18 protein-coding genes are annotated in these 23,891 nt (G+C 57.6%); 12 read left to right on the plus strand and 6 right to left on the minus strand.

What is annotated here, in order from left to right; genetic code table 11:
* Positions 1-10 precede the first annotated feature (10 nt).
* The 3 genes from J5J10_RS18170 to J5J10_RS18180 form a co-directional block, all read right to left on the minus strand.
* Positions 11-631 carry an alpha-ketoglutarate-dependent dioxygenase AlkB gene (locus J5J10_RS18170; RefSeq protein WP_211930938.1) on the minus strand — a complete coding sequence of 207 codons (621 nt, stop codon included), beginning with the start codon at positions 629-631 and terminating at the stop codon, positions 11-13.
* A 23-nt stretch (positions 632-654) separates the two neighbouring features.
* Positions 655-1,089 (minus strand): alternative ribosome rescue aminoacyl-tRNA hydrolase ArfB, encoded by a 435-nt coding sequence (gene arfB, locus J5J10_RS18175; RefSeq protein WP_211930939.1) that lies wholly within the window; start codon positions 1,087-1,089, stop codon positions 655-657.
* A gap of 99 nt (positions 1,090-1,188) precedes the next feature.
* Positions 1,189-2,799, minus strand: coding sequence for a phosphoenolpyruvate carboxykinase (locus tag J5J10_RS18180; protein ID WP_211930940.1), 1,611 nt, complete (start codon positions 2,797-2,799; stop codon positions 1,189-1,191).
* A gap of 337 nt (positions 2,800-3,136) precedes the next feature.
* Between J5J10_RS18180 and J5J10_RS18185 the strand changes: the two genes are divergently transcribed.
* From J5J10_RS18185 to trxA, 12 genes are all read left to right on the plus strand, one after another.
* A complete protein-coding gene (locus tag J5J10_RS18185; RefSeq protein WP_208552946.1) occupies positions 3,137-3,859 on the plus strand; it encodes a response regulator transcription factor in 723 nt (240 codons plus the stop codon).
* 120 nt (positions 3,860-3,979) lie between these two features.
* Positions 3,980-5,695: a sensor histidine kinase gene (locus tag J5J10_RS18190; RefSeq protein ID WP_211931295.1), complete on the plus strand. Its 1,716-nt coding sequence runs from the start codon at positions 3,980-3,982 to the stop codon at positions 5,693-5,695.
* On the plus strand, positions 5,692-6,150 hold the full coding sequence (locus J5J10_RS18195; RefSeq protein ID WP_208547855.1) for a hypothetical protein: 459 nt from the start codon (positions 5,692-5,694) through the stop codon (positions 6,148-6,150). Before J5J10_RS18190 ends, J5J10_RS18195 begins: the two co-directional genes overlap by 4 nt.
* A gap of 117 nt (positions 6,151-6,267) precedes the next feature.
* Entirely contained in the window at positions 6,268-6,669 is a 402-nt protein-coding gene (locus J5J10_RS18200) for a PTS sugar transporter subunit IIA (RefSeq protein ID WP_211930941.1), read from the plus strand.
* Between the two features lie 14 nt (positions 6,670-6,683).
* Positions 6,684-6,959, plus strand: a complete 276-nt coding sequence (locus tag J5J10_RS18205; protein WP_211930942.1) for an HPr family phosphocarrier protein — start codon at positions 6,684-6,686, stop codon at positions 6,957-6,959.
* Between the two features lie 155 nt (positions 6,960-7,114).
* On the plus strand, positions 7,115-8,515 hold the full coding sequence (ahcY, locus tag J5J10_RS18210; protein ID WP_211930943.1) for an adenosylhomocysteinase: 1,401 nt from the start codon (positions 7,115-7,117) through the stop codon (positions 8,513-8,515).
* 199 nt (positions 8,516-8,714) lie between these two features.
* A complete protein-coding gene (locus tag J5J10_RS18215) occupies positions 8,715-11,315 on the plus strand; it encodes a PAS domain-containing sensor histidine kinase (protein ID WP_211930944.1) in 2,601 nt (866 codons plus the stop codon).
* Positions 11,312-12,838, plus strand: coding sequence for a tRNA (adenosine(37)-N6)-threonylcarbamoyltransferase complex ATPase subunit type 1 TsaE (gene tsaE / locus J5J10_RS18220; protein WP_211930945.1), 1,527 nt, complete (start codon positions 11,312-11,314; stop codon positions 12,836-12,838). Before J5J10_RS18215 ends, tsaE begins: the two co-directional genes overlap by 4 nt.
* 5 nt (positions 12,839-12,843) lie before the next feature.
* Positions 12,844-13,572 (plus strand): nucleotidyltransferase family protein, encoded by a 729-nt coding sequence (locus J5J10_RS18225; RefSeq protein ID WP_211930946.1) that lies wholly within the window; start codon positions 12,844-12,846, stop codon positions 13,570-13,572.
* A 1-nt stretch (position 13,573) separates the two neighbouring features.
* Positions 13,574-16,735 (plus strand): double-strand break repair protein AddB, encoded by a 3,162-nt coding sequence (addB, locus tag J5J10_RS18230; RefSeq protein WP_211930947.1) that lies wholly within the window; start codon positions 13,574-13,576, stop codon positions 16,733-16,735.
* Positions 16,728-20,270, plus strand: coding sequence for a double-strand break repair helicase AddA (addA, locus tag J5J10_RS18235; protein WP_211930948.1), 3,543 nt, complete (start codon positions 16,728-16,730; stop codon positions 20,268-20,270). Before addB ends, addA begins: the two co-directional genes overlap by 8 nt.
* Positions 20,271-20,346: 76 nt before the next feature.
* Positions 20,347-20,667, plus strand: a complete 321-nt coding sequence (trxA, locus tag J5J10_RS18240; RefSeq protein WP_208547847.1) for a thioredoxin — start codon at positions 20,347-20,349, stop codon at positions 20,665-20,667.
* Positions 20,668-20,719: 52 nt separating this feature from the next.
* Here trxA and J5J10_RS18245 read toward each other — a convergent pair whose 3' ends face one another.
* The 3 genes from J5J10_RS18245 to trpA are packed head-to-tail and all read right to left on the minus strand — an operon-like array spanning position 20,720 to position 23,889.
* Positions 20,720-22,063 carry a folylpolyglutamate synthase/dihydrofolate synthase family protein gene (locus J5J10_RS18245; RefSeq protein ID WP_211930949.1) on the minus strand — a complete coding sequence of 448 codons (1,344 nt, stop codon included), beginning with the start codon at positions 22,061-22,063 and terminating at the stop codon, positions 20,720-20,722.
* Between the two features lie 39 nt (positions 22,064-22,102).
* Positions 22,103-23,011 carry an acetyl-CoA carboxylase, carboxyltransferase subunit beta gene (gene accD, locus J5J10_RS18250; protein ID WP_211930950.1) on the minus strand — a complete coding sequence of 303 codons (909 nt, stop codon included), beginning with the start codon at positions 23,009-23,011 and terminating at the stop codon, positions 22,103-22,105.
* Between the two features lie 38 nt (positions 23,012-23,049).
* Entirely contained in the window at positions 23,050-23,889 is an 840-nt protein-coding gene (trpA, locus tag J5J10_RS18255) for a tryptophan synthase subunit alpha (RefSeq protein WP_211930951.1), read from the minus strand.
* Positions 23,890-23,891 lie beyond the last annotated feature (2 nt).

Below are 23,891 nucleotides of genomic sequence, written 5' to 3' on the forward strand. Positions count from 1 at the left end.
ATTCGACGTATCAGTCCGTGACTCGGCGCATCGTCAGGTTTACGCGCCCGGAGTGCCGAAGCAACGTCGACGTGCCGGGATAAATCCTGTCGACGCCGTGATATCTTAACCTGCTTTTTCCGCCGAGGACGAGAACGTCCCCGCTTTCCAGCTTAAACGAACGGGTAGAATCGCGTCGGTCGAGACCACCAACCCGAAAGAGACATGCGTCTCCAAGAGAAACGGAGACGACGGGAGCCTTGAAGTTCTTCTCGTCGCGATCCTGATGGAGACCCATCTTGGCCCCGGGTTCATAAAAATTGACTAGGCACGCCTGCGGCGGGGCGTCGTATTCGGAAACGTCACACCATAACTCCAGAAGACGCTGCGGGATCTTTGGCCATGGTTCTCGGGTAACCGGATGAAAATCCTGATATCGGTATCCGCCCTCACGATCTGTGACCCAGCCAAGATCACCGCAGTTGGTCATACGCACCGACAGTGACTTGCCCGTTTTGGGCATGACCGGAACAAAGAGCGGCGCGATACCAACAACAGACCGCACATCCTCTAGCACCAGTTCCTGCTGCTCTTGAGAGAAATAACCGGGGCGGAGCAGCAATCCCTCTTCCAGAAGTACGGGTGTCGACATTGAATGTCGTCTCCAGGCGTTATTCATTCGTTGTCCGGCCGGCCGCGCATCCGCTTGACTTCGGACCGACCGCTCTTTTCCTTCAGCCGCCGTTCAATTGCACCCTTGGACGGTTTGGTCTTTCGCCTTGGCGGTGCCGGTGGTTCCGCTGCCTTGAGGATAAGCTCGCGCAGCCGTTCGCGAGCGTCGTCTCGATTCCGTTCCTGACTCCTGAATCGGGCCGCCTCAATTAGAATGACACCATCCTTGGATGCCCGCCTCCCCGCCAGTTTCAACGCGTTTGTCTTAATGCGCTCACTTAGAGCCGGAGACCCGGCAGCGTTGAAAAACAACTGAACAGCAGTCGCAACCTTGTTGACGTTCTGCCCGCCGGGACCGCCGGCCAGCACAAACTGCTCGGTCAACTCCCATGCCGCGATGACTATTCTTTCATTGATGACGAGGGGTTCGCTGGCCATAGTCCTGTTCCGTTTCTGCGGCGCGCCATTATAGGCACCATCCGGGAAACAAAAAACCCGGCGGAAGCCGCCGGGTTTATACAGTCCGAAAACGCACTATTACTCAGCAGCGATTCTCACGGTGGGTGCCGCATCCCGCACCTTGTGGTCCACATGTTCTTCGAATTTGGCAAAATTCGTGATGAACATAGCGACCAGTTTCTGGGCCTGCGCATCGTATCCCTCCGGATCAGCCCAGGTGGAGCGGGGATTCAGTATGGCTCGGTCTACCCCGGGGACATCAACAGGCACAGCAAAACCGAAATTCGGATCGGTTCTGAATTCGGCGCTCAGCAGATCCCCCTTGAGCGCAGCGGTGAGCAGGGCCCGCGTTGCCTTGATCGGCATGCGATGACCAACGCCATAGGCACCACCGGTCCAGCCGGTGTTGACCAGCCAGCATTTCACGTCGTGCTCGGCAATAAGATCGCGCAGCAAACGTCCGTATTCCGCCGGATGACGCGGCATGAACGGCGCACCAAAGCAGGTGGAGAACGTGGCTTCGGGTTCTGTGACACCTTTCTCCGTCCCGGCAACCTTGGCCGTGTATCCAGACAGGAAGTGGTACATCGCCTGCTCGGGGGTCAACCGCGCGATCGGCGGCATGACTCCGAATGCGTCAGCCGTCAGCATGATGATGGTCCGAGGGTGTCCTGTCGTTCCGGTCGGCGATGCATTCGGAATGAAGTGCAGCGGATAGGCGCACCTGGTGTTCTCGGTCTTGGATCCGTCGTCGAAATCTGGCACGCGGTTCTGATCGAGAACCACATTTTCCAAAACGGTCCCGAATCTCTTCGTGGTTGCAAAGATTTCCGGCTCGGCTTCGGCCGACAGACGTATTGTCTTTGCGTAGCATCCACCTTCGAAATTGAAGATACCATGCTCGCCCCAACCGTGCTCGTCGTCCCCGATCAAAGTGCGCGAGGGATCCGCGGAGAGCGTCGTTTTTCCGGTACCGGACAATCCGAAGAAAACAGCGGCATCTCCATCTGCCCCAACGTTGGCGGAGCAATGCATCGGCATCACACCCTTGGCGGGCAACAAATAATTCAGGACGGTGAAGACCGACTTTTTCATCTCCCCGGCATAGGAGGTGCCTGCAATCAGAACGATACCGTTGGTGAGATCGCAGGCAATCACGGTCTCGGTACGGCAACCATGACGGGCCGGATCGGCCCTGAAGCTTGGCAGATCAATAATCGTCAGCTTCGGATGGAAAGTTTTCAAAGTCGATCGGTCCGGCCGAATCAAAAGATTCCGGATGAATAGCGAGTGCCACGCATATTCAGTAACGACGCGGGTCGGAAGCGCGTTGTCGACATCCGCGCCGCCGATGAGATCCTGAACAAACAGATCCCGACCAGCAGCATGCGCCAGCATATCCTTATGCAGAAGACCGAAGTTTTCTGGTGACATGGGCTTGTTGTTTTCCCACCAGATCTGCCCGTCGGTCGTACCATCCCGTACGACAAACTTATCCTTGGGCGAACGCCCCGTGTGTTGTCCGGTCTCGGCGCAAACTGCGCCGTCGGCCGTCAAAACAGCCTCACGGCGCAGGATGATCTCCTCGTAGAGTTCGCTCGGCGTCAGGTTATAGAAGACACGCGCAGCGTCGCCCAAACCAATTGCAGCGACCCCCATCAAGGGATTGTTCACTCCAAGCTCCTCCATGGACAGCTTCCTTTGCTCTGGGCGACAGCCGTTAAATTCAAGGCACAACTAGATGCAGTTGTGTCTTTGCGCAAGAGCATATTTCCAAAAATGTCAATAATATCAGATATTTAATCGATTTAAATCTCATTCATCCTTTTTAAATCGGTTTGAATATAGCGGGTCCGCCGTCTACGCTCGGCCTCTATCTGCAAGAACGAGAGATTGTCCCGAGCACTACCCTTTATCTCTGCCACAATTTGTTCCACCTTTACCCCCAGAACGCGGTTCCCTGATTGCCTCCGGGCTGGCGGGCAGAGACAGGAGCCGAAGAGCAATGATCATGGAGAGTACTCTCATGCAGACAATCGCCCTCGTGGATGACGACCGCAACATTCTGACGTCGGTGTCAATCGCGTTGGAGGCCGAGGGCTACAAGGTCGAGACCTATACCGATGGCGCATCCGCACTCGACGGTCTGCTGGCTCGCCCGCCGCACCTTGCGATCTTCGACATCAAGATGCCGAGAATGGATGGCATGGAACTGCTGAGGCGGCTCCGTCAGAAGTCGGATCTTCCGGTGATCTTCCTGACATCCAAGGACGAAGAGATCGATGAACTGTTTGGCCTCAAGATGGGTGCCGACGATTTCATCACCAAACCATTCTCCCAACGGCTATTGGTGGAACGCGTCAAGGCGATCCTTCGGCGTGCAGCAAATCGTGAAGGGAACCCGGTAGCAAGCACCGGCAAGACGACAGGCGAGCCGCAGGCGCGTACTCTTGAACGCGGGCAACTTGTTATGGACCAAGAACGGCACACGTGTACCTGGAAGGGCGACCCAGTCACTTTGACGGTCACGGAATTTCTGATTCTTCAGTCCCTGGCGCAAAGGCCCGGTGTCGTGAAAAGCCGGGACGCTCTTATGGACGCCGCGTATGATGAGCAGGTATATGTCGACGACCGTACGATCGACAGTCACATCAAGCGTCTGCGGAAAAAATTCAAAATGGTAGACGGCGACTTCGACATGATCGAAACACTCTATGGCGTCGGCTACCGGTTCCGGGAAGCGGCCTGACTGGAAGCGCGTTGGCACTGTGCGGGGCACCGTTCCACGCAAGAGGTTTAGGGATTGGAACGACCGTTTTCGAATGATGACCTGGATGAGACCGATGTAGCCGTTGCGCGGCGTCGTTTCATGGTTCACCCGTTTACTCTCATTCGCCGCGTCTTCGGCAATGCACTTTTTTCCAGCCTCACGCGCCGCATCGTCTTCTTCAATCTTGCCGCCCTCGTCGTTCTGGTGGCCGGGATTATGTATCTCAATCAGTTCCGCGAGGGACTGATCGACGCCCGCGTTGAGAGCCTTCTTACCCAAGGCGAAATCATTGCAGGTGCCATCTCCGCGTCGGCGTCCGTGGATACGAATTCGATAACAATCGACCCGCAGAAGCTGCTGGAACTGCAAGCCGGACAAAGCATAACGCCAGTTCCCAACGATGAAGACCTGGAGTTCCCAATCAATCCCGAGAGGGTGGCGCCTGTCCTGCGACGGCTGATCTCCCCTACCCGAACCCGTGCCCGGCTCTTTGACGCGGATGCCAACATGCTTCTGGACTCGCGACATCTTTACTCGCGGGGACAGATTCTCCGGTTCGATCTCCCACCTGTGGAGACCGACAGTGAGGGCTGGGCCGATGCGGCAGCGCGTCTGTTCAACAAGCTGCTGCAACCGAGCAACCTCCCTTTGTACAAGGAAACGCCCGGCGGCGACGGGTCTATCTATCCAGAAGTGATGAATGCATTGACGGGTGTGCGGGGTGCGGTGGTGCGGGTCACCGACAACGGTGAATTGATCGTATCTGTTGCCGTCCCGGTGCAGCGGTTCCGAGCCGTGCTCGGCGTGTTGCTCTTATCGACGCAAGCCGGAGACATCGACAAAATTGTTCATGCTGAAAGACTTGCGATCATGCGCGTTTTCGGCGTGGCAACGCTGGTTAACATCGTTGTCTCCCTTCTGCTCTCATCGACGATTGCCAATCCCCTGCGCCGCCTTGCTGCGGCAGCGGTTCGGGTCCGACGCGGAGCAAAGGAACGGCAGGAAATTCCCGACTTCTCTGCACGCCAAGACGAAATCGGCAACCTCTCCCTGGCGCTACGCGAAATGACGAATGCGCTCTACGATCGTATCGATGCGATCGAAAGCTTTGCGGCCGATGTCAGTCACGAATTAAAGAACCCGCTGACTTCGCTGCGCAGTGCCGTGGAAACGCTGCCGCTCGCCCGGACGGAAGAATCGAAAAACAAGCTTCTCGATATTATCCAACATGACGTGCGACGGCTTGACAGGCTGATCAGCGACATTTCCGATGCCTCGCGGCTGGACGCCGAGCTTGCGCGAAGCGACGCCAAGCCCGTCGATATGGAAGTCCTTCTCAGCAATCTTGTGGACGCGTCGCGGCAGATCAGCACGCGCAAGAAGCCCGTCGAGATCGACTATATCGTGGATCGGAAACAAGGAATGAAAACTGGCTTCATGGTCAATGGTCATGACCTGCGGCTTGGCCAGATCATCTCAAACCTGATCGAGAACGCACGCTCTTTCGCGCCCGCTCATGGCGGACGTATCGTTGTACGTCTGTCACGAACCAAGGGACGTTGCGTCATCCAGATCGAGGACAACGGACCGGGGATTCAGGCTGAAAACATTGACCGTATTTTCGAACGCTTCTACACGGACCGTCCCGAAGGCGAGGGTTTCGGGCAGAACTCTGGTCTTGGCTTGTCGATCAGCCGGCAGATTGCCGAGGCACATGGCGGCACCTTGAGAGCAGAAAACCTGCTCCAACAGGAAGATTCAAAGCCAAGAGGAGCCAAATTCACTCTCACGTTGCCGATTGACGTGGCGGCATGACCGGTAGCGGAATCAATGCCCACACGACGGTTATTGCCGTCGGCTTAACTGGACTGGCCTTTGTAGGTCCGTCGGGTTCGGGCAAGTCAAGTTTGGCATTCTCATGTATCGCCGAGGCGCGCCGCAACGGGCGATACGGAGCCCTCGTCGCTGATGATCAGGCTTGGCTGCAGATATTAAATGGGTCCGTAATTGCGTCCCGTCCGGTGGCGACCGCCGGGCTTCTTGAGCTGAGGCACAGCGGTATTGTTGAGATGGGCGGACAGAGATCGACTGTGATCCATTATTGTGTCCTTCCGGTTGGAAACGAAGCAGAACGTCTTCCCCTGGATGACGAATGCTACGAATTCGCAGCAAATATCAGCGTTCCCCTGCTGCGGATCGTCATAGGTTGCAGTTCTCCGCTGGCTTGGATCGAGAGCCTTATAGGGACGCGGCATCGCAGTGATGATTGAGTCTCGTTTTTGCTTGCGCTCGGCGGATACATCGCCAAGATTGTCGGCCACCGGTGGACGAAAAGGCCGCAGTGCGATAACTGGGCCAGGTTTTGCGGCAGCAAAGAGGCGGCTATAATGATCGGACTTGTGCTTGTCACCCATGGCAAGCTTGCGGAAGAGTTTCACCATGCGGTGGAGCACGTCGTTGGCCCTCAAAAATTCGTTGAAACGGTATCCATTGGGCCGGAAGACGATATGGACCAGAGGCGTCAAGATATCCTCGACGCCGTCCTAAGAGCCGACGATGGGCATGGTGTCATCATTTTGACCGACATGTTCGGGGGTACACCCTCAAACCTTGCCATTTCCGTTATGAACAGCGGCCGTATCGAAGTGATAGCAGGTGTGAACCTTCCAATGCTGATAAAACTTGCAGGGGTGCGTTCCGATAATGACATGGAGAAGGCACTCGCTGAGGCGTCGGAAGCTGGACGAAAATACATCAATGTCGCGAGCCGAGTTTTGAGCGGTAAATAGGGTATCAGGCGTCCATGATGACATTGTCACGTGAGTTGCTCATCTCCAACAAACGCGGTCTTCACGCCAGGGCTTCCGCCAAATTTGTCCAAACCGTAGGAAGTTACGACGCTCTCGTATCGGTCTCGAAGGATGGAACCGAAGTAGGCGGCATGTCGATCATGGGACTGATGATGCTTGCAGCCAGCCCCGGCTGCAGCATTCGCGTATCGGCGACCGGGTCTCAGGCGACCGAAGTGCTGGATGCCCTGGAACAGTTGATCCTTAACAAATTTGGCGAGGAAGCGTAAATCGAAAGGATATAAAGACATAAAGAGGTCTTTATATCCATATTGTCACATCGAACAAAGCCTGCTATTCCAGCTATCAACCCTCTGTTTAAAGAGGAAACACATACGCATGGGTGATCGAGGACCGTCCCCCAGCGTACAGGCTGGAGAAACAGATGAGCCATACAAGTGACTTCGTCGTAGCGGATATTTCGCTTGCCGATTTTGGCCGGAAGGAAATCGACATCGCCGAAACCGAAATGCCAGGACTGATGTCCTGCCGTGATGAGTTTGGCGAGGCAAAACCGCTTTCAGGTGCCCGCATCACTGGCTCGCTCCACATGACGATCCAGACCGCGGTGCTCATTGAGACGCTCGTTGCGCTGGGCGCCGAAGTTCGGTGGGCGTCGTGCAATATCTTTTCGACGCAAGATCATGCAGCCGCTGCAATCGCGGCGTCCGGCATACCGGTGTTCGCTGTGAAGGGCGAGAGCCTGACCGACTATTGGGAATACACGGATCGCATCTTCCAATGGACCGACGGCGGTTTCAGCAACATGATCCTCGATGACGGCGGCGATGCAACCATGTACATCCTGCTTGGCGCACGCGCGGAGGCCGGAGAGGACGTTCTGTCGAGCCCTCATTCCGAGGAAGAAGAAATCCTGTTCGCCCAGATAAAGAAGCGGCTCGCGGCTTCGCCGGGTTGGTTCACCAAGCAGCGCGACGCCATCCGTGGCGTGACTGAGGAAACCACCACCGGCGTAAACAGGCTGTATCAGCTAAGCCAAAAGGGCCTGCTGCCCTTCCCGGCGATCAACGTCAACGACTCCGTTACGAAATCGAAGTTCGACAACAAGTACGGATGCAAGGAGTCTCTCGTCGACGGAATTCGGCGGGCAACCGATGTCATGATGGCCGGAAAGGTTGCGGTTGTCTGTGGCTACGGCGACGTCGGAAAGGGATCGGCCGCATCCCTTCGTGGAGCCGGTGCCCGAGTGAAGGTCACCGAGGTGGATCCGATCTGCGCACTGCAGGCGGCTATGGATGGTTTCGAGGTTGTCCAGCTGGAAGATGTCGTTTCGACTGCGGATATCTTCATCACCACGACCGGCAACAAGGACGTCATCCGCCTCGATCACATGCGGCAGATGAAGGACATGGCGATCGTTGGAAACATCGGCCACTTCGACAATGAGATTCAGGTTGCTGCCCTTCGCAATCTCAAGTGGACCAATATCAAGCCGCAGGTCGACATGGTGGAGTTTCCGCAGGGAAACCGCATGATTCTGTTGTCCGAGGGGCGCCTCCTGAACCTCGGTAACGCCACAGGACATCCGAGTTTTGTCATGTCGGCCTCGTTCACCAACCAGGTTCTTGCACAGCTCGAGCTCTTCACGAAGGGCGAGAAGTACGAGAACAAGGTTTATGTCCTGCCGAAACATCTGGACGAGAAGGTTGCGCGCCTGCATCTGGCAAAGCTCGGTGTGAAGCTGACGGAGCTGTCAAGCGAGCAGGCAAGCTACATTGGCGTGGCTCCCCAGGGTCCGTTCAAGTCCGACCACTATCGCTATTAATCGACGACCTTATATACACAACATATTGTAGCCGCGACCTTGACAAAGGCCGCGGCTTCTTTTTTGAGCCCAACCCTTCACTGGGATTCCCTTAGGCAGTAATGTTTTAGAACTTGATTCGCCGTTAAGCGCACTGGCGCTCCGGTGAAGTTGGGATGTCTTGTCGAGATGCGGCTCATGGGACGGAGACAGACCGGGGATGTCGGTGAAGAAGAATACGAGGTCGGAATGGCGCGAGTCGCCATCCGGGCAGCAGACAAATTTTGCGCATCACGTTGCGTGCCTTGACGGTTCTTGCGGTATTTCTCTGCCGCAGAGTCGGAAATGGTCGCGATGGCGCCAACGGCTTACAGCGCTCCTCCTGGGCAGCAGTGCCTTGGGCGCTTCTTCCCCAGCAGCATTCGGCGTCGACGCGGCAATCCTGACGAAGACGGGCAATCTGTTCGGATCGGCGGAGATGGTCGGACTTTCGATTGTTCTCGGTCTTTTGTCCGCCAGCCTCTTTTCCGTTCTTTGGCTGATCAGGCAAAAAGCCGGAATCGAGGCAGAAACCGAGGAAGTCCGCGGCCTTCTCGCGGACGCCAATCAACGCCTGTCACGTTATGAGGCGCTAATAGCGGAAAAGAACAGGCGTATCGTGATCTGGGATGGCCGGACCGGCAAAGCCGAATTCGTGGGCCAGCTCCCCGCTGATTGCGGAGCTCCGCAAGGCGATGCTGACTTCCTTGCATTTGGTCGCTGGCTCAATTCGGCTTCCGCGATGCAGTTGGAACATGCAATCGAGGCGCTGCGTTCGGAAGCCCAGACATTCGATCTTGTGATCGAGACCAACCGCAGCGAATTGCTTGAAGTTCAGGGCCGCCTGTCGGGGGGCAGAGCATTCACGAGCTTCGTGGCCTTGAACAATCTTCGCGCCGAGCTTGCGGAGCTCAAAATCGAACGTTCACGTCTACTGTCTTCGATCACGGCTTTCGAAACGCTTCTGAACTCAATCGATCAGCCGGCGTGGCGGCGTGATCCGGACGGACGTCTTATCTGGGTAAACCATGCCTATAGCGAGGCCGTGGAAGCGCAAAGCCCACAGCAGGTAATTGCGTCGCAGCAAGAACTTTTAGGCACGATCGACCGCGCCACTGTCAGGGCACAAACCGGGATAGATTCACCATTCCATGGAACCATATCGGCGGTGGTGCGTGGACGACGCGCGTTCCTCGACATCGTCGATACGAAGACGCCAGATGGCGGCTGCGGTCTCGCCATCGACATCAGCCAGAACGAGGCTCTTCGGGAGGAACTTCAGAGAACGCTGAAGAGCCATGCGGATACGTTGGACCACTTGGCAACACCCGTCGCGATATTCGATGCACAGCGGCGACTGCAGTTCTACAACCAGGCGTTTGCCCGCCTTTGGGCTCTGGATATGCCCTTCCTGGAAGGAAAACCGGAGAACGGCGAACTTCTTGACCGACTGCGAACTGACAAGAAGCTGCCGGAGCAACTGAACTGGAAAAACTGGAAAGAACAGGCGCTGGCAGTCTACCGATCGATTGAGACGAGGACCGATCTCTGGCATCTGCCAAATGGCCAAACCTTGCGCGTCATCACGGCAGCGCACCCACAGGGCGGTGCGACCTGGGTCTTCGAAAATCTGACCGAACAGGTCGATCTCGAAACGAAATACAACACTCTCTTGCGTGTTCAGGGCGAAACCATCGATCATCTTTCGGAAGGCGTGGCTGTTTTCGGTCCAGATGGACGTCTGCGTCTATCCAATCCTGCTTTCCGCGCCTTGTGGGGTATTAGCGAGGCCGTGGCCAAACCGGATACCCATATTCAAACTATCGAAGCGGCGTGCGCGAACTCTTACGACAAGCCCGACGGCTGGAAGACCTTCGGACGCATGATCACGAGCTTCGAGGACGAAAGACCTTCCCTCCAAGGTACGCTCGAACTGCATTCTGGTCTCATACTCGACTACGCTGTCATCCCGCTGCCGAACGCTCAGACGATGCTGACATTTGTCAACATGACGGACAGCGCAAGGGCGGAGCGCGCATTGCTGGAAAAGAACGAGGCCTTGCGAAAGGCGGACGAACTCAAGAACGATTTCGTCCAACACATGTCCTACGAACTGCGCTCACCGTTGACGAACATCATAGGCTTCACGGACCTTTTGAAAACGCCGTCCGTCGGGCCGCTGAACGAGCGACAAGCCGAATACATTGATCATATATCGACGTCATCGTCGGTGCTCCTGACGATCGTCAATGACATTCTTGACCTCGCAACTGTCGATGCGGGCATCATGCGCCTGAACCACGAGGAGATCGATCTCGATGACCTCCTTGATGATGTCGCGATGCAAATGACCGATCGTCTTCAGGAGGCGAACGTGACGCTGGAAATTTCGGCACCGCCAAGCCTGGGCACGATTACAGCCGATCAGCAGCGATTGAAGCAAATACTCATCAAGCTCCTGACCAATGCAGTGAACTTTGCACCGGCTTCGACGGCCGTTGAATTGAAATGCTGGCGCGAGGGGTCAGATTTTCTATTCGCAGTCAAGGATCGGGGATGCGGTATAGCGCCGGACATGTTGCACAACATCTTCGACCGTTTTTCATCCAACGGTAAGGGCGGCAGGCGGAGCGGTGCCGGTCTGGGTCTCTCTATCGTCGAAAGTTTTGTAAGCCTTCACAACGGCAAGGTATCGATTGCCAGCGATCCTGGACTTGGAACTACTGTAACCTGCCGTATCCCATCATCCAGCCAACCCCGGTCAGTCGCTGCTGCGGAATGATCCAGAACGCACCTTCCCGCTTCAATCTCTTCCTTCCTGACGAATCCGCGACCACCGCGTTCGGGGAGGATCTGGCGCTCTTGGTAAAGCCGGGTGATTGCATTGCGCTCTCAGGCGACCTAGGCGCTGGAAAGTCCACGCTCGCTCGCGCCCTCATTCGCGCGGTGGCGGATGATCCGATGCTTGATGTACCGAGCCCCACATTCACTCTGGTCCAGTCTTATGACGTCAGAATTCCTCTATACCATCTCGATCTTTATCGGCTGACACACGTCTCCGAACTGGACGAACTTGGTCTCGATGAGGCTTTGGAAGATGGTGTCGTGTTGGTTGAATGGCCGGATCGCGCCGCGGGCGCTCTGCCGGCAACAACATTATGGATGGAGTTGACCCATCAGGCTGAAGGGCGCCGCCTCGACATTAGCGGTCCGTCCCAGAAACTTGATCGGCTAATCCGGCTCCGGGCAATCCGCTCGTTTCTAGATGAGCACGGCTTCAGGGGAGTAAAGCGTCGGTTCCTCGTTGGAGACGCATCGACGAGGGCCTATGAACGCCTCCATATGCCCGACTCAAAGACGCTGGTGTTGATGGATTCTCCCCGCCAGCCGGACGGTCCGCCCATACGCGATGGAAAGCCCTATTCGCAACTCGTTCATCTTGCTGAGGATGTTCGTCCGTTTGTCGCCATCGACCGGTTGTTGCGGGACAAAGGCTTTGCCGCGCCCGAGATCCATGCCGCTGATCTGGACCAAGGAATTCTCGTGATCGAGGATTTTGGAAGCGGCTCCATCCTTGACGATCAAGGGTTGCCGGTTCCGGAGCGGTACGAAGCTGCGGTCGAGTGTCTGGCTTGGCTACACTCAAACACCTTTCCCGCCGAGATCCCACTTGATGACGGGCGCACGCATCATATCCCGAACTACGACCGGTCCGCGATGAAGATCGAGGCGGAGCTGATTCTGGATTGGCACATTCCATGGAAGCGCGGAGGCGAGGTAGCTTCTCCGCAGGAGCGTGCAAACTTCTTGGCGATATGGGACCATCTGATCGACGAGTTGGGGACCTGCGAAAAAAAGGTGGTCCTGCGCGACTTCCATTCTCCCAACATCATCTGGCGAGAGGCACAGCAAGGCCACGCACGCGTTGGGCTGATCGACTTTCAGGACGCCATGATTGGTCCTAGCAGCTATGACCTGGTTTCGATTGTCCAGGATGCCCGTGTGACGGTGAGAAGACCGCTGATGGACATGCTGATGGCACGGTATTTCACCCTGAGGCGCGAACATGGGTCATTTGACGGGGAATCGTTCGTCAAGTCGTGGCACATCATGTCGGCTCAGCGAGCCTGCAAGCTCAACGGACTCTGGGTCAGACTGCTTCAGCGGGACCGGAAACCGGACTACATGCGCCATATGTCGCGCACCCTCTGGCACCTGGCAGTTGCCCTGGAGCATCCCATAATGTCGCCCTTGCGCGAGTGGTGCATAAAGGCTGGAATTGAAGTAGCCGAATCAGAGCCTTGACTGACATGAAAATCACCGAAGCGATGGTGCTGGCCGCTGGGCTTGGCACGCGCATGCGTCCCCTCACGGACACGACGCCTAAACCGCTCATACAGGTTGCTGGAAAGCCGTTGATCGACTACGCACTGGATCTGCTCGCCGAGGCGGGTGTGGAACGAGCAGTCGTCAACGTCCATCATCATGCGGATGCGATGATGGCGCACTTGTCCACCTACTCCCGCCTGCAAGTACTAGTATCGGATGAGCGGCAAGGCCTGCTGAACTCGGGCGGCGGTCTGGTCAAGGGACTCCAGCAGCTTGGAGATGCGCCCGTATTCGTGATGAATGCCGATCTTTTCTGGATCGGCGAAACGTCATCGTCCTCCAATCTTCACCGGCTTGCGGAATTTTTCGATCCTGGCAGCATGGACATGGCGCTCCTTTGCGTGCCACCCGGACGGACAACGGGGCACAATGAAAAGCGCGATTTTTCAATGGCACCGACGGGCAAGCTTACCCGATATGTCGATGGCGACGAGCATCCGGTTGTGTACGCGGGAGCGCTGGTTCTTGATCCGGGGCTTTTTTCCGATGCTCCATCCGAAGCATTCAATCTCAACCTCTATTTTGACAAGGCGATCTCTGCGGGTCGTCTCTATGGGATAGAACTCTCCGGTCACTGGATCACCGTCGGCACACCTGAGGCAATTGTAGCTGCAGAAAACACGATGCGCGAACACGAGGAGGACCGATGACATGACGCGCGGGCGAGAGGGACAGATCATGACCATCGCCCCGGGTGTGCCTTTCCTCCGGGAGCTGGCCAGTGGCTTGCTTAACGGCCGGCTTATCCGCGGCTTTCGGCATGATCCGACCGATCCGCTAGCTCTCGCCAAGATAACGATTTATCTGCCCACCCGTCGCGCAGCCCGCGAATTGCGGTCGGAGTTTGTCGATCTCATGGGTGGTCGGACCGCCATACTGCCGATCATAAAGCCGCTCGGCGAAACGGAAGAAGATCTTGGTTACTTCGATGTGGACGCGCCTGATATTCTCGATCTCTACCCACCGATCAGTAATACGGCGCGCCTCATCGAACTCGGACGGCTGATTCTCGCCTGGCGGAACCAGCTGCCCGAAATCGTCCGCAGTCTTCATTCTGATACCCCGCTCGTGGCACCCGCAAGCCCCGCGGACGCGGTGTGGCTCGCGAGGGCGCTTGCCGAACTGATCGATGCGATCGAGACGGAAGAAACCGACTGGAATCTCCTGGAGACCATCGAAGCCGGCAACTTTGCTGGATGGTGGCAGCTGACGCTGGAGTTCCTCAAGATAGCGAGAACGTTCTGGCCCGATCGACTGAACGAACTGAACCGCTCTTCCCCCGTGCGACATCGCAACGCCCAACTCCGGGGTGAAGCCGCGCGGCTGCTTGCGCTCGACAGCCGAGACCCCGTCATTATTGCGGGATCGACGGGCTCCATTCCCGCAGCAGCTGAGTTGATTGCGGCAGCAGCATCGATACCGGAAGGTATCGTGGTCTTGCCGGGTCTTGATCAGACGATGCCCGACGCTCATTGGTCACTCGTTGGAGCTGAACTCGGGGACAAGAGTATTCCTGATCCTGCCTCGCGCAGTCATCCACAGTACGGATTGTCCCAATTGCTGAAACAGTTGGGAGTTCATCGAAATGACGTCACCGCACTTGGACGGCCGGACGACGACCTGGCGGATCGGGCACAGATCATTTCGCGTGCGTTGACGCCGGCCGGCGCCACCGACAGTTGGATGGAATGGCGGTCAAGCTTCGATCCGGGGCGGATCTCGAATGCCTTTAAGGATGTCAGCCTGATCGAAGCCGCTAACGAGCGGGAAGAGGCGGCTGCCATCGCCACCGCGCTCCGTCTGGCCCTGGAGGATGTCGGCGCCGCCGGCGAAAGCCGGGTGGCGCTTGTCACCCCCGATCGGAACCTAGCCAAGCGGGTTGTCGCAGAACTGGCGCGCTATCACATTGCCGCCGATGACACCGCCGGCACACCGCTCACGGGAAGCAGGCAGGGGACGATCCTTGGTCTGCTGCTCGAAGCGTGCTTGCAGCCCGGCAATCCGACGACGCTCGCCGGATTGTTAAAACATCCGCTCGCACGTTTCGGCTGTAACGAACACGACATCGTGACATCGGCCGAGATGCTGGAGCTGTTGGCGCTGCGAGGCGGGACAAAAAACGCGAACATAAAAGACGTGCGGAGCCTTCTTGAAGATCAACTGAAGGCACAGTCGCAGGAGAGGCATCCACCCCTTTGGAGAAAGAACCTCGGCGAAGAAGCGGTGGCCGCGGCCGCCACTCTCGCCACGCTGATGGACCACGCACTCGCCTATCTCAAGAATGCCGCAGACCGTCGACTACCGCTCTCCGAGTGGGCAGTCCTTACCGGTCAGGCCTTGGAAGCCGTGTGCATTGATGATCGAGGCGACCTATCCAGCTTATGGGGTGACGAGGCGGGCGAGAAGCTGGCGAACCTGCTCGAGCAGATCATCGAAACGGACGGACAGCTGGAAGCCACCGGTCTCGAGTGGATCGATCTCGTCGAAGCTTTTAGTGCGGGCGAGGCCGTGAAGCCGAGAGCCATGCGGCACCCTCGGGTCTTTATCTTCGGTACCCTCGAGGCGCGCCTCCAGAATGTCGACACGATGGTTCTGGGAGGTCTGAATGAAGGCTCTTGGCCAACGCAGACGACGAACAATCCCTTTCTGTCGCGGACGATGAAGACAGACATCGGTCTTCAGCCACCCGAGCGGCGGACCGGCCAGCTGGCGCACGACTTCGAAATGGCGTGCGGCACCAGGAAGCTGATTTTTTCGCGCTCCTTGCGCCAAGGGAACACACCCACCGTCGCCTCCCGCTGGTTGCAGCGACTGCTTGCACTTGCCGGTGACGGTCTTGCTGAAGAACTCCGGCTACGTGGTGATCGGTACAGACAGTTCGTTGCGATGCTCGATGAAGGCGAAGCCCAGCCTGCGGCGCGACGTCCCGAGCCAAGGCCCGATGCGGCCTTGCAGCCACGCCAGTACTCCTTCAGCGAGGTGGCACGACTGAGGCGTGATCCTTATTCGGTTTATGCGAGACGTATCCTCAGACTTGAACCGATCGCCCCCTTCAGCGGCGAACCGGGACCTGCTGAACGAGGCACACTCTACCATAAGATAGTGGAACGGCTTGTGCGCGAGGCGATGGTCTCACGACATGAGGTGGAGCGATCCGATGTTGAGCGAATCATTAACGAGTGCTTCGCGGCCGCGAAGCTTCCGCCGCATATAGATGTTGTCTGGCGTCACCGCTTCTGGGGCATTGCCGATCCATTTTTGCAATGGGAGCAAAATCGGCAGGGATCATATAGCCAGTCGTTTACAGAGGTTCCCGCAGGCTTTGAACTAGAGGGTGCTGGTATCCGTCTGACGGGCGTTGCCGACAGAATCGATATTCGGATCGACGGTCTTGCGGATATAATCGATTACAAGACTGGCTCCAGCCCCAGCGTGGCTCAGGCAAGAAGCCTTCTCGATCCGCAGCTGCCTCTTGAGGCAGCCGCGCTTCAGGCCGGTGCCTTTAAAAACGTCGGCATCCGCAATGCCAACGATCTACTGTATGTGCGTCTTCGTCCGGGTGCGCGTTTTGGGGCTGAGGCAGTGAACAATGAGCAGAGCGGCAAGGGCGACAAAGTAAAGTCCGCGTCAGACCTGGGATCGGACGCCGCATCACAGCTAAACCGCTTTGTCGCGCTTCTCTTTAGCGGCGAGCGCGGCTTTGTGTCCCGTCTCATACCTTTCCAGCAAGGCGATCTCGGCGGAGACTACGATCATCTTGCGCGCGTGGCGGAATGGTCGACCGCCGAAGCCGACGAGGTCGGCGATGAGTGATATTACAATGATGCCGGAGGGACTGAATCCGGCGGACTGGACAACAGCGCAGCAAGCCCTTGCCTCCGATCCCCGACGCTCCGCGTGGGTGTCAGCGAACGCCGGATCTGGCAAGACACATGTGCTAACGCAGCGGGTCATCAGACTGCTGCTGTCTGGGGCAAGGCCCTCTTCCGTTCTTTGCCTGACCTACACGAAAGCAGCCGCATCTGAGATGTCCAATCGCGTCTTTGCACGGCTGGCCGAGTGGGCGAGACTGGATGATCAACAACTCGCCCTGCGGATCGAGAAAATCGAGGGACAGCCACCCGACCATGCCAAGCTACGCGACGCCCGACAACTCTTCGCCAAGGCTCTCGAAACCCCAGGCGGTCTGAAAATTCAGACCATCCACGCATTCTGCGAGGCGCTGCTACACCAGTTTCCGCTTGAGGCCAACGTGGCGGGCCATTTTACCGTTCTGGAGGATCGGGCGGCCTCAACGCTTCTTGATGATGTCAAGCGTTCGCTTCTGACGCTCGCCTCTGCGAGGCAGAATCCGGAACTCGTGAGCGCCTTCGAGCAGGTTCTTTCCCTGGCTGACGAACACGGCCTTGAAGCTCTTCTTGCTGATATTGTCAGCAATCGGCAGTCATTGCGGGATTTCCTTTCCGCGGCGGAGCGCGGAGACGGTTTCAACCAAGTGCTCCGTGGTCGCCTCGGCTTGAAGGAGACCGAGACGGTTCGGTCGGCCGCTGAGGCTGTTTGGCCGCTGGCCGGCCTCTCAGGCGAAAATCTCGCGGTTTATCTCGAGCTTGCCGACAAAATCGGCGGAGCCAATGCTCAAGCAGTCGCCTCCGAATTGCGTGCGGCGACTGGCGAAACAGATCCTATGCTGAAACTTGCCCGGCTAGAGAACGCACTTCTGACAAAGCTAGGGGCGCCGAAAAGTCTGAAAACAGTTGCTACGGCGGAAATGCAGCGGCAGGTGATCGATGTCGGCGACTGGTTCACCAGGGCGCAAGAACACTTGTTGCAGTGCCGTGAACGAGTACGACTTGTACAGACATACGAAGCAACTTCGGCGGCGTTGGTCCTCGCTCAATTCCTGATTGGCGATTATGAGTATCGGAAGAAGGTCCGGGGCCAGTTGGACTTCGAAGATCTGATTGCGCGAACAGCGGAGCTCCTGACCAAAAGCGACGCCGCCCCCTGGGTTCACTATAAGCTGGATCAGGGCATTGATCATATCCTCGTCGACGAAGCTCAGGATACCAGCCCCGTACAATGGTCGGTAATACGATCGCTTCGTGACGATTTCTTTTCGGGCGAGAGCGCTCGTCCGGGCTTGCGCACCTTCTTCGCGGTGGGCGATGAGAAGCAGTCGATCTACTCGTTCCAGGGCGCTAGACCCGAACGTTTTTCAGAGGAAAGCCGCGCTACAGAAAGAGACGTCAGCCAGGGGGGGCTGGATTTCAGTGCCGTACGCCTTCCGCTTTCCTTCCGGTCAACCGGAGCGGTTCTTTCAGCGGTCGACCAAGTCTTCCGTTTCCAGGACAACGCTCGTGGGTTGAGCGGGTCGTCCGAAGCGATCGTTCATGTCTCGAATCGTATCGGTCACCCCGGCCGCGTCGAAGTTTGGGATATTGTTGCTGCGGACGCGACGCAGAAAAGCGACGATTGGACGGCTCCCTTCGATTCAACCCCTGAGAACGCTCCTCCGGCGATCGTCGCGCGGCGTATCGCCGAAACAATGGAGCAGATGATCAGGCAGGGCAAAATCGTCGACGATGGAGTCGAACGCGCCATCCGCGCGGGCGACATTCTCGTGCTTGTTCGGAAACGTGACAGCTTTGTGGGAGCACTTACGCGGGAGCTGAAGCGTCGCGGCAATATCCCCGTGGCAGGCGCGGATCGATTGAAGCTGACGACACACATAGCCATTCAAGATCTTCTTGCGCTTGGCCGTTTCGTATTGCTGCCGTCGGACGATCTGTCTCTTGCTTCGCTCCTGAAAAGCCCACTTTTCAATCTCACCGAAACGGAGCTTTATGAAGCCGCCGCGTTCCGTCCGGAAGGATATTCCCTTTGGCAAAGAATCCTGACGTTGGCTGAAACGGATGCAGACAGCGTCTGGCACCGGATCACATCAGAGCTGCTGCAACTGGTCGAGCGTTCGCGACGGTCGTCCGTCCATGGCTTCTACGCCCATGTGCTTGGCGCCTTTGGCGGCAGACGCAAATTTCTGGGTCGATTAGGATCAGAAGCAGCGGACGTTCTCGACGAATTCACCAACCTCACTCTAGATCACGAGAGCGGAGGCATGCCAGGCCTCCAGGCATTTGTTGCCGCGCTCGAAACCGAAGCGCCGGAAATCAAGCGAGAGCAGGACTCCTCCCGTGACGAGGTACGGATTATGACAGTCCATGCGTCGAAGGGTCTGGAAGCCCCGGTTGTCTTCCTTGTCGATGGTGGGGGCCGACCCTTCAATAGCAACCATCTGCCGCGGTTCCGGTTTGCGACAACAGAGCACGGCAAGACAGTGCCAATCTGGGTGCCGACGAAAAACCTGGAGACATGCGTCTCGCAGTTCGATCGTGACCGGATTCGCCAGCTGGCCGAAGATGAGTACAGGCGCCTTCTTTATGTGGGCATGACCCGAGCAGCCGATCGCCTCGTCATCTGCGGATACTGCGGCAAGCAGAGGCCGAGCGACATATGGCACGACATGGTGAGTACCGCGTTGCGTGCAGAGCCGAGGTTTTGTCGGGAGGAACGTTTCACCACAGCTGGGGACCAGTGGGACGGCATCGTCTGGGAGCTGCCTGAACAGGCTGCTCGAATTGAAGGACACGAACCTCCACCTGCCAGATTGGAACAATATGAACTCCCGCCCGCCTTGCTCACGCCGTTGCCACCTCCGAGCCAACTTCCGCGTCCCCTGAGCCCTTCTGGCGTCGGCTTTTTTGTTGAGGATGCGCCTAGTGACGCTATCATCGGATCAAGGCTCTTCGCGCCGAAGCAGGAGGGCGATAGAGCCTTGCAAAAAGGACGCCTGGTTCATCGACTGCTGCAGGTTTTACCAGACGTGCCAGAACAAGATCGGATGGCCGCGGCGGAGCGTTACATTTCGCGCGCGGCGCGGTTCTGGACAACAGTGCAACGCCTGCAACTGTTTCAGCAGATAGCCCAACTTATCCAGCACCCCGATATGAGGAAGATAATGTCGTCCTACGGGCAGGCAGAGGTATCCATCATGGGAACTCTGATGATCGCTGGTGACGACCGGGCGGTGAGTGGACGAATTGACAGGCTTGCCGTGGTCGAGGGACGGGTCATCCTGATCGACTACAAGACGAACCGTATTCCACCACGCGATCTTTCTCACGTCCCCTTCCCTCATAGAGCTCAGCTGGCGATATATCGGGAACTTCTGAAACCCATCTACCCGGGCCACGTAATTGACGGCTTGCTGATATACACCGAAGAGGCAAAGCTGCTTGAGCTTCCACCTGAGTTGCTGGACAGCACGCTTGCCGAGCTCAACACACTGTGAAATACAGGCCCCATTGAAAAGGCGGGCCAACGTTCTCACATGTCTGTCAGATACTTCGACCGCGAAAGGAGCAATCATGGCTACGGTTAAAGTCGACAACGCAAATTTCCAGGCGGAGGTTCTTGAATCTGCTGAGCCTGTCATCGTGGATTTCTGGGCTGAATGGTGCGGCCCCTGCAAGATGATCGGACCGAGCCTGGAAGAAATTTCGCAGGAGATGGCTGGAAAGGTCAAGATCGCCAAGCTGAACATCGATGAAAACCCCGAGCTCGCCGCCAAATTCGGCGTTCGGTCTATTCCGACTCTTGCGATGTTCAAGGGTGGCGAGGTTGCCGACATCAAGGTCGGAGCGGCCCCCAAAACAGCTTTGTCAAGCTGGATCGCTGGAGCAGTTTAAGCTCACTGCTAGCATAAGTCGATGAATGTGAAGCCCGGTACGCCGGGCTTCTTCATTTCGGGGGAGTGCCGTTGTCTGCAAGCGCATTACCTGCCAGATATAACGACCCACCGATCATGACGCGGGGGGCGGCAACATCCTTCTGCTGTCGCTCCGTTATGGCGTGAAGAGCGTCCAGGATGCTCGACATGGGCTCCGCCACCAGCCCGGCATCCATAGCAGCATCCGCCAGGACAACCGGATCAAGGGCATTATCCGTTCCCCTGATGGGAACGGTGTAAACGTGAGACGCGATACCTGCAAAGGCTTGAAAATAGCCGGTCGGGTCCTTGGTGTTGAGCATTCCGATGATGAGAACAAGGGGGCGCGATGTGCGCTCCTCGAAACTCGCCATTGCCTCGGCTATCACCTCTCCGGCGCCGGGATTGTGGCCGCCGTCGACCCACAACTCACAGCCGTCAGGAGCTGCTGCATAGAGCGCTCCCTCTGTCAGAAGCTGAAGTCGTCCCGGCCATTCCACCGTCGTCATGGCCTTGGCGACAATGTCTTCGGTCAATACGACGCCTGCCGCCTTCACCGCACGGATGGCCGCTGCTGCGTTTGCGTACTGATGACGACCGGGAAGCCGCGGCAACGGAAGATCGGAGAGACCGAACTCATCCTGATAGATCAATCGGCCGAACTCCTCGTGACCGAAGTAATCCTGTCCATAGACACTCATGGGACAGGACAGTCGCTCAGCGGTGGTCATGAGAACCTCCAGCGCGGCGTCAAACTCCTGATGACCAATCACGACTGGACAGCCGCGCTTCATTATCCCCGCCTTTTCCGCGGCGATCAGTTCGACGCGATCGCCGAGATACGCTTGATGGTCGAGAGATATGGGCATGACGATTGAAACAGCGGGTTGGTCGATGACGTTGGTGCAGTCGAAGCGGCCCCCCATGCCCACTTCCATAATCACAACATCAGCAGGTTCCTCGGAGAAGAGCAGGAATGCGACAGCGGTCAGAATTTCGAATACGGTAATTTGCTGGCCCGCATTGGCTTCAGCCACGCGCCGAACAGCATCGGCAAACTTTGCGTCCTCCACAAAGCGTCCGGGTTCACCTTTTCGACCAAGGCGATATCGCTCGTGCCATCTGACAAGATGCGGTGAGGTATGAACGTGCACGCTCATGCCGCCGGCTTCCAACAGTGCACGGCAAAAAGCCGACACAGAGCCTTTCCCGTTTGTTCCGGCCACATGGATGACCGGAGGCAAACGCTTTTGGGGATTTCCCAGCGTTTCAAGAAGACGGGTGATGCGCGTCAACGAGAGATCATAGCCCTTTGGGTGCAAGCCCATGAGCCTTTCGATCTCCAGCTCTGCCTCACTGATGGCGGGCTTGGTCATTTCTATGATCTCGTCGACAGCTGTTCGGTGCGGCGCGGATTAAGCAGGTGAGACGGCAATGGCCTCAGGCGCGGGCAGCTTCTTTCGAGTGTCTGGCTGCGGCTTTTTCAGCATCATTCGCAGGACACGAGCCAGCGTGTCAGGAATGTCATGACGCTTGACCACCATATCGACCATGCCGTGCTCCAGCAGGTATTCCGAAGTCTGAAAGCCCTCGGGCAGCTTTTCGCGGATGGTCTGTTCGATGACGCGCTTGCCGGCAAAGCAGATCTCGGCGCCCGGTTCCGCGATGTGGAGATCGCCCAACATGGCATAGGACGCCGTGACGCCGCCCGTAGTCGGGTTGGTCAGGACGACGATGTAGGGCTGGCCGGCTTCCTTCAGCATGTCGACGGCTACCGTCGTGCGCGGCAACTGCATCAGCGAGAGGATACCCTCTTGCATGCGGGCGCCACCCGAAGCCGGGAACATGACCAGCGGGCACTTTTCCTTGATCGCGCGCTCAAAGGCTTTCACGATCGCTTCGCCGGCGGCGATGCCGAGCGAACCGCCCATGAAGTTGAATTCGTGGACGACGGCCACGAGCTTCAGGCCCTGCACCGTGCCGACGCCGGCGACAATCGTGTCTTCTTGATCCGTCTTCACGCGGCTGTCGCGAAGGCGATCGGTGTATTTCTTGGAGTCGCGGAACTTCAGCGGATCCTGCGCCACCTTCGGCTGCGGCAGAGCCTCGTACTGACCGCCGTCGAAGAGGTCGGTCAGGCGGGCCTTGGCCGGCATCTTCATGTGGTAGCCCGAAGCCGGGATCACCCACTTGTTCTCTTCCAGGTCCTTGTGGAAGACCATCTCGCCCGTTTCCGGGCACTTGATCCAGAGGTTTTCCGGAACTTCGCGGCGACCAAGCATGGAATTGATGCGCGGGCGCACATAGTTGGTGATCCAGTTCACGCGGCTTACTCCTGATGTTTAAAGCCCATATGGGGTGCTTATTCGGCAGCAGCAAGGCGGGCGGAACGCACGCCGCTTGCCAGTCCGCGCACCAGCGTGGCGACGGCCTGAACCGTATCCGCCGTCGCTTTGCCATCGGCTGTGAGGTTGGTAGCAACCTGATTGACGATCGCAGTGCCGACGACAACGCCATCGGCATTGGCGCCGATGAGGCGCGCATGCTCGGCGGTCTTGACGCCGAAGCCGACGCATATCGGCAAGTCCGTATGCGCCTTGATACGCTGAACGGCGCCAGCAACTCGCGAAGGATCCGGCAGCGACGAACCGGTGATGCCGTTCATCGAGACATAGTAGACGAAGCCCGAGGTGTTCTTCAGAACGGTCGGCAGACGCTTGTCGTCGGTGGTCGGAGTCGCCAAGCGGATGAAGTTGATATCGCGGCTGCGGGCCGGGATGCAGAGTTCGTCATCCATTTCCGGCGGCAGATCAACGACGATCAGGCCATCGATGCCGGCAGCCAGTGCGTCATCGAGAAAACGGTCGACGCCATAGACGTAGATCGGGTTGTAATACCCCATCATGACGATCGGCGTCTCATTGTCCGTCTTGCGGAATTCGCGGGCCAGATCAAGCGTGCGCACGAGGGTCTGGCCGGCCTTCAATGCCCGCTGACCGGCAAGCTGGATTGCCGGGCCGTCGGCCATCGGATCCGAGAAGGGCATGCCGAGCTCGATAACGTCGGCGCCGGCTTCCGGCAGGGCCTTCATGATCGCAAGCGACGTGTCGTAGTCCGGATCGCCACCCATGAAATAGGTGACGAGAGCCGGGCGGCCTTCTGCCTTAAGGGCAGCAAAACGTTGGTCCATACGCGCAGTCATGA

The organism is Ciceribacter sp. L1K23, from assembly GCF_018122705.1.
Taxonomy (GTDB): domain Bacteria; phylum Pseudomonadota; class Alphaproteobacteria; order Rhizobiales; family Rhizobiaceae; genus Allorhizobium.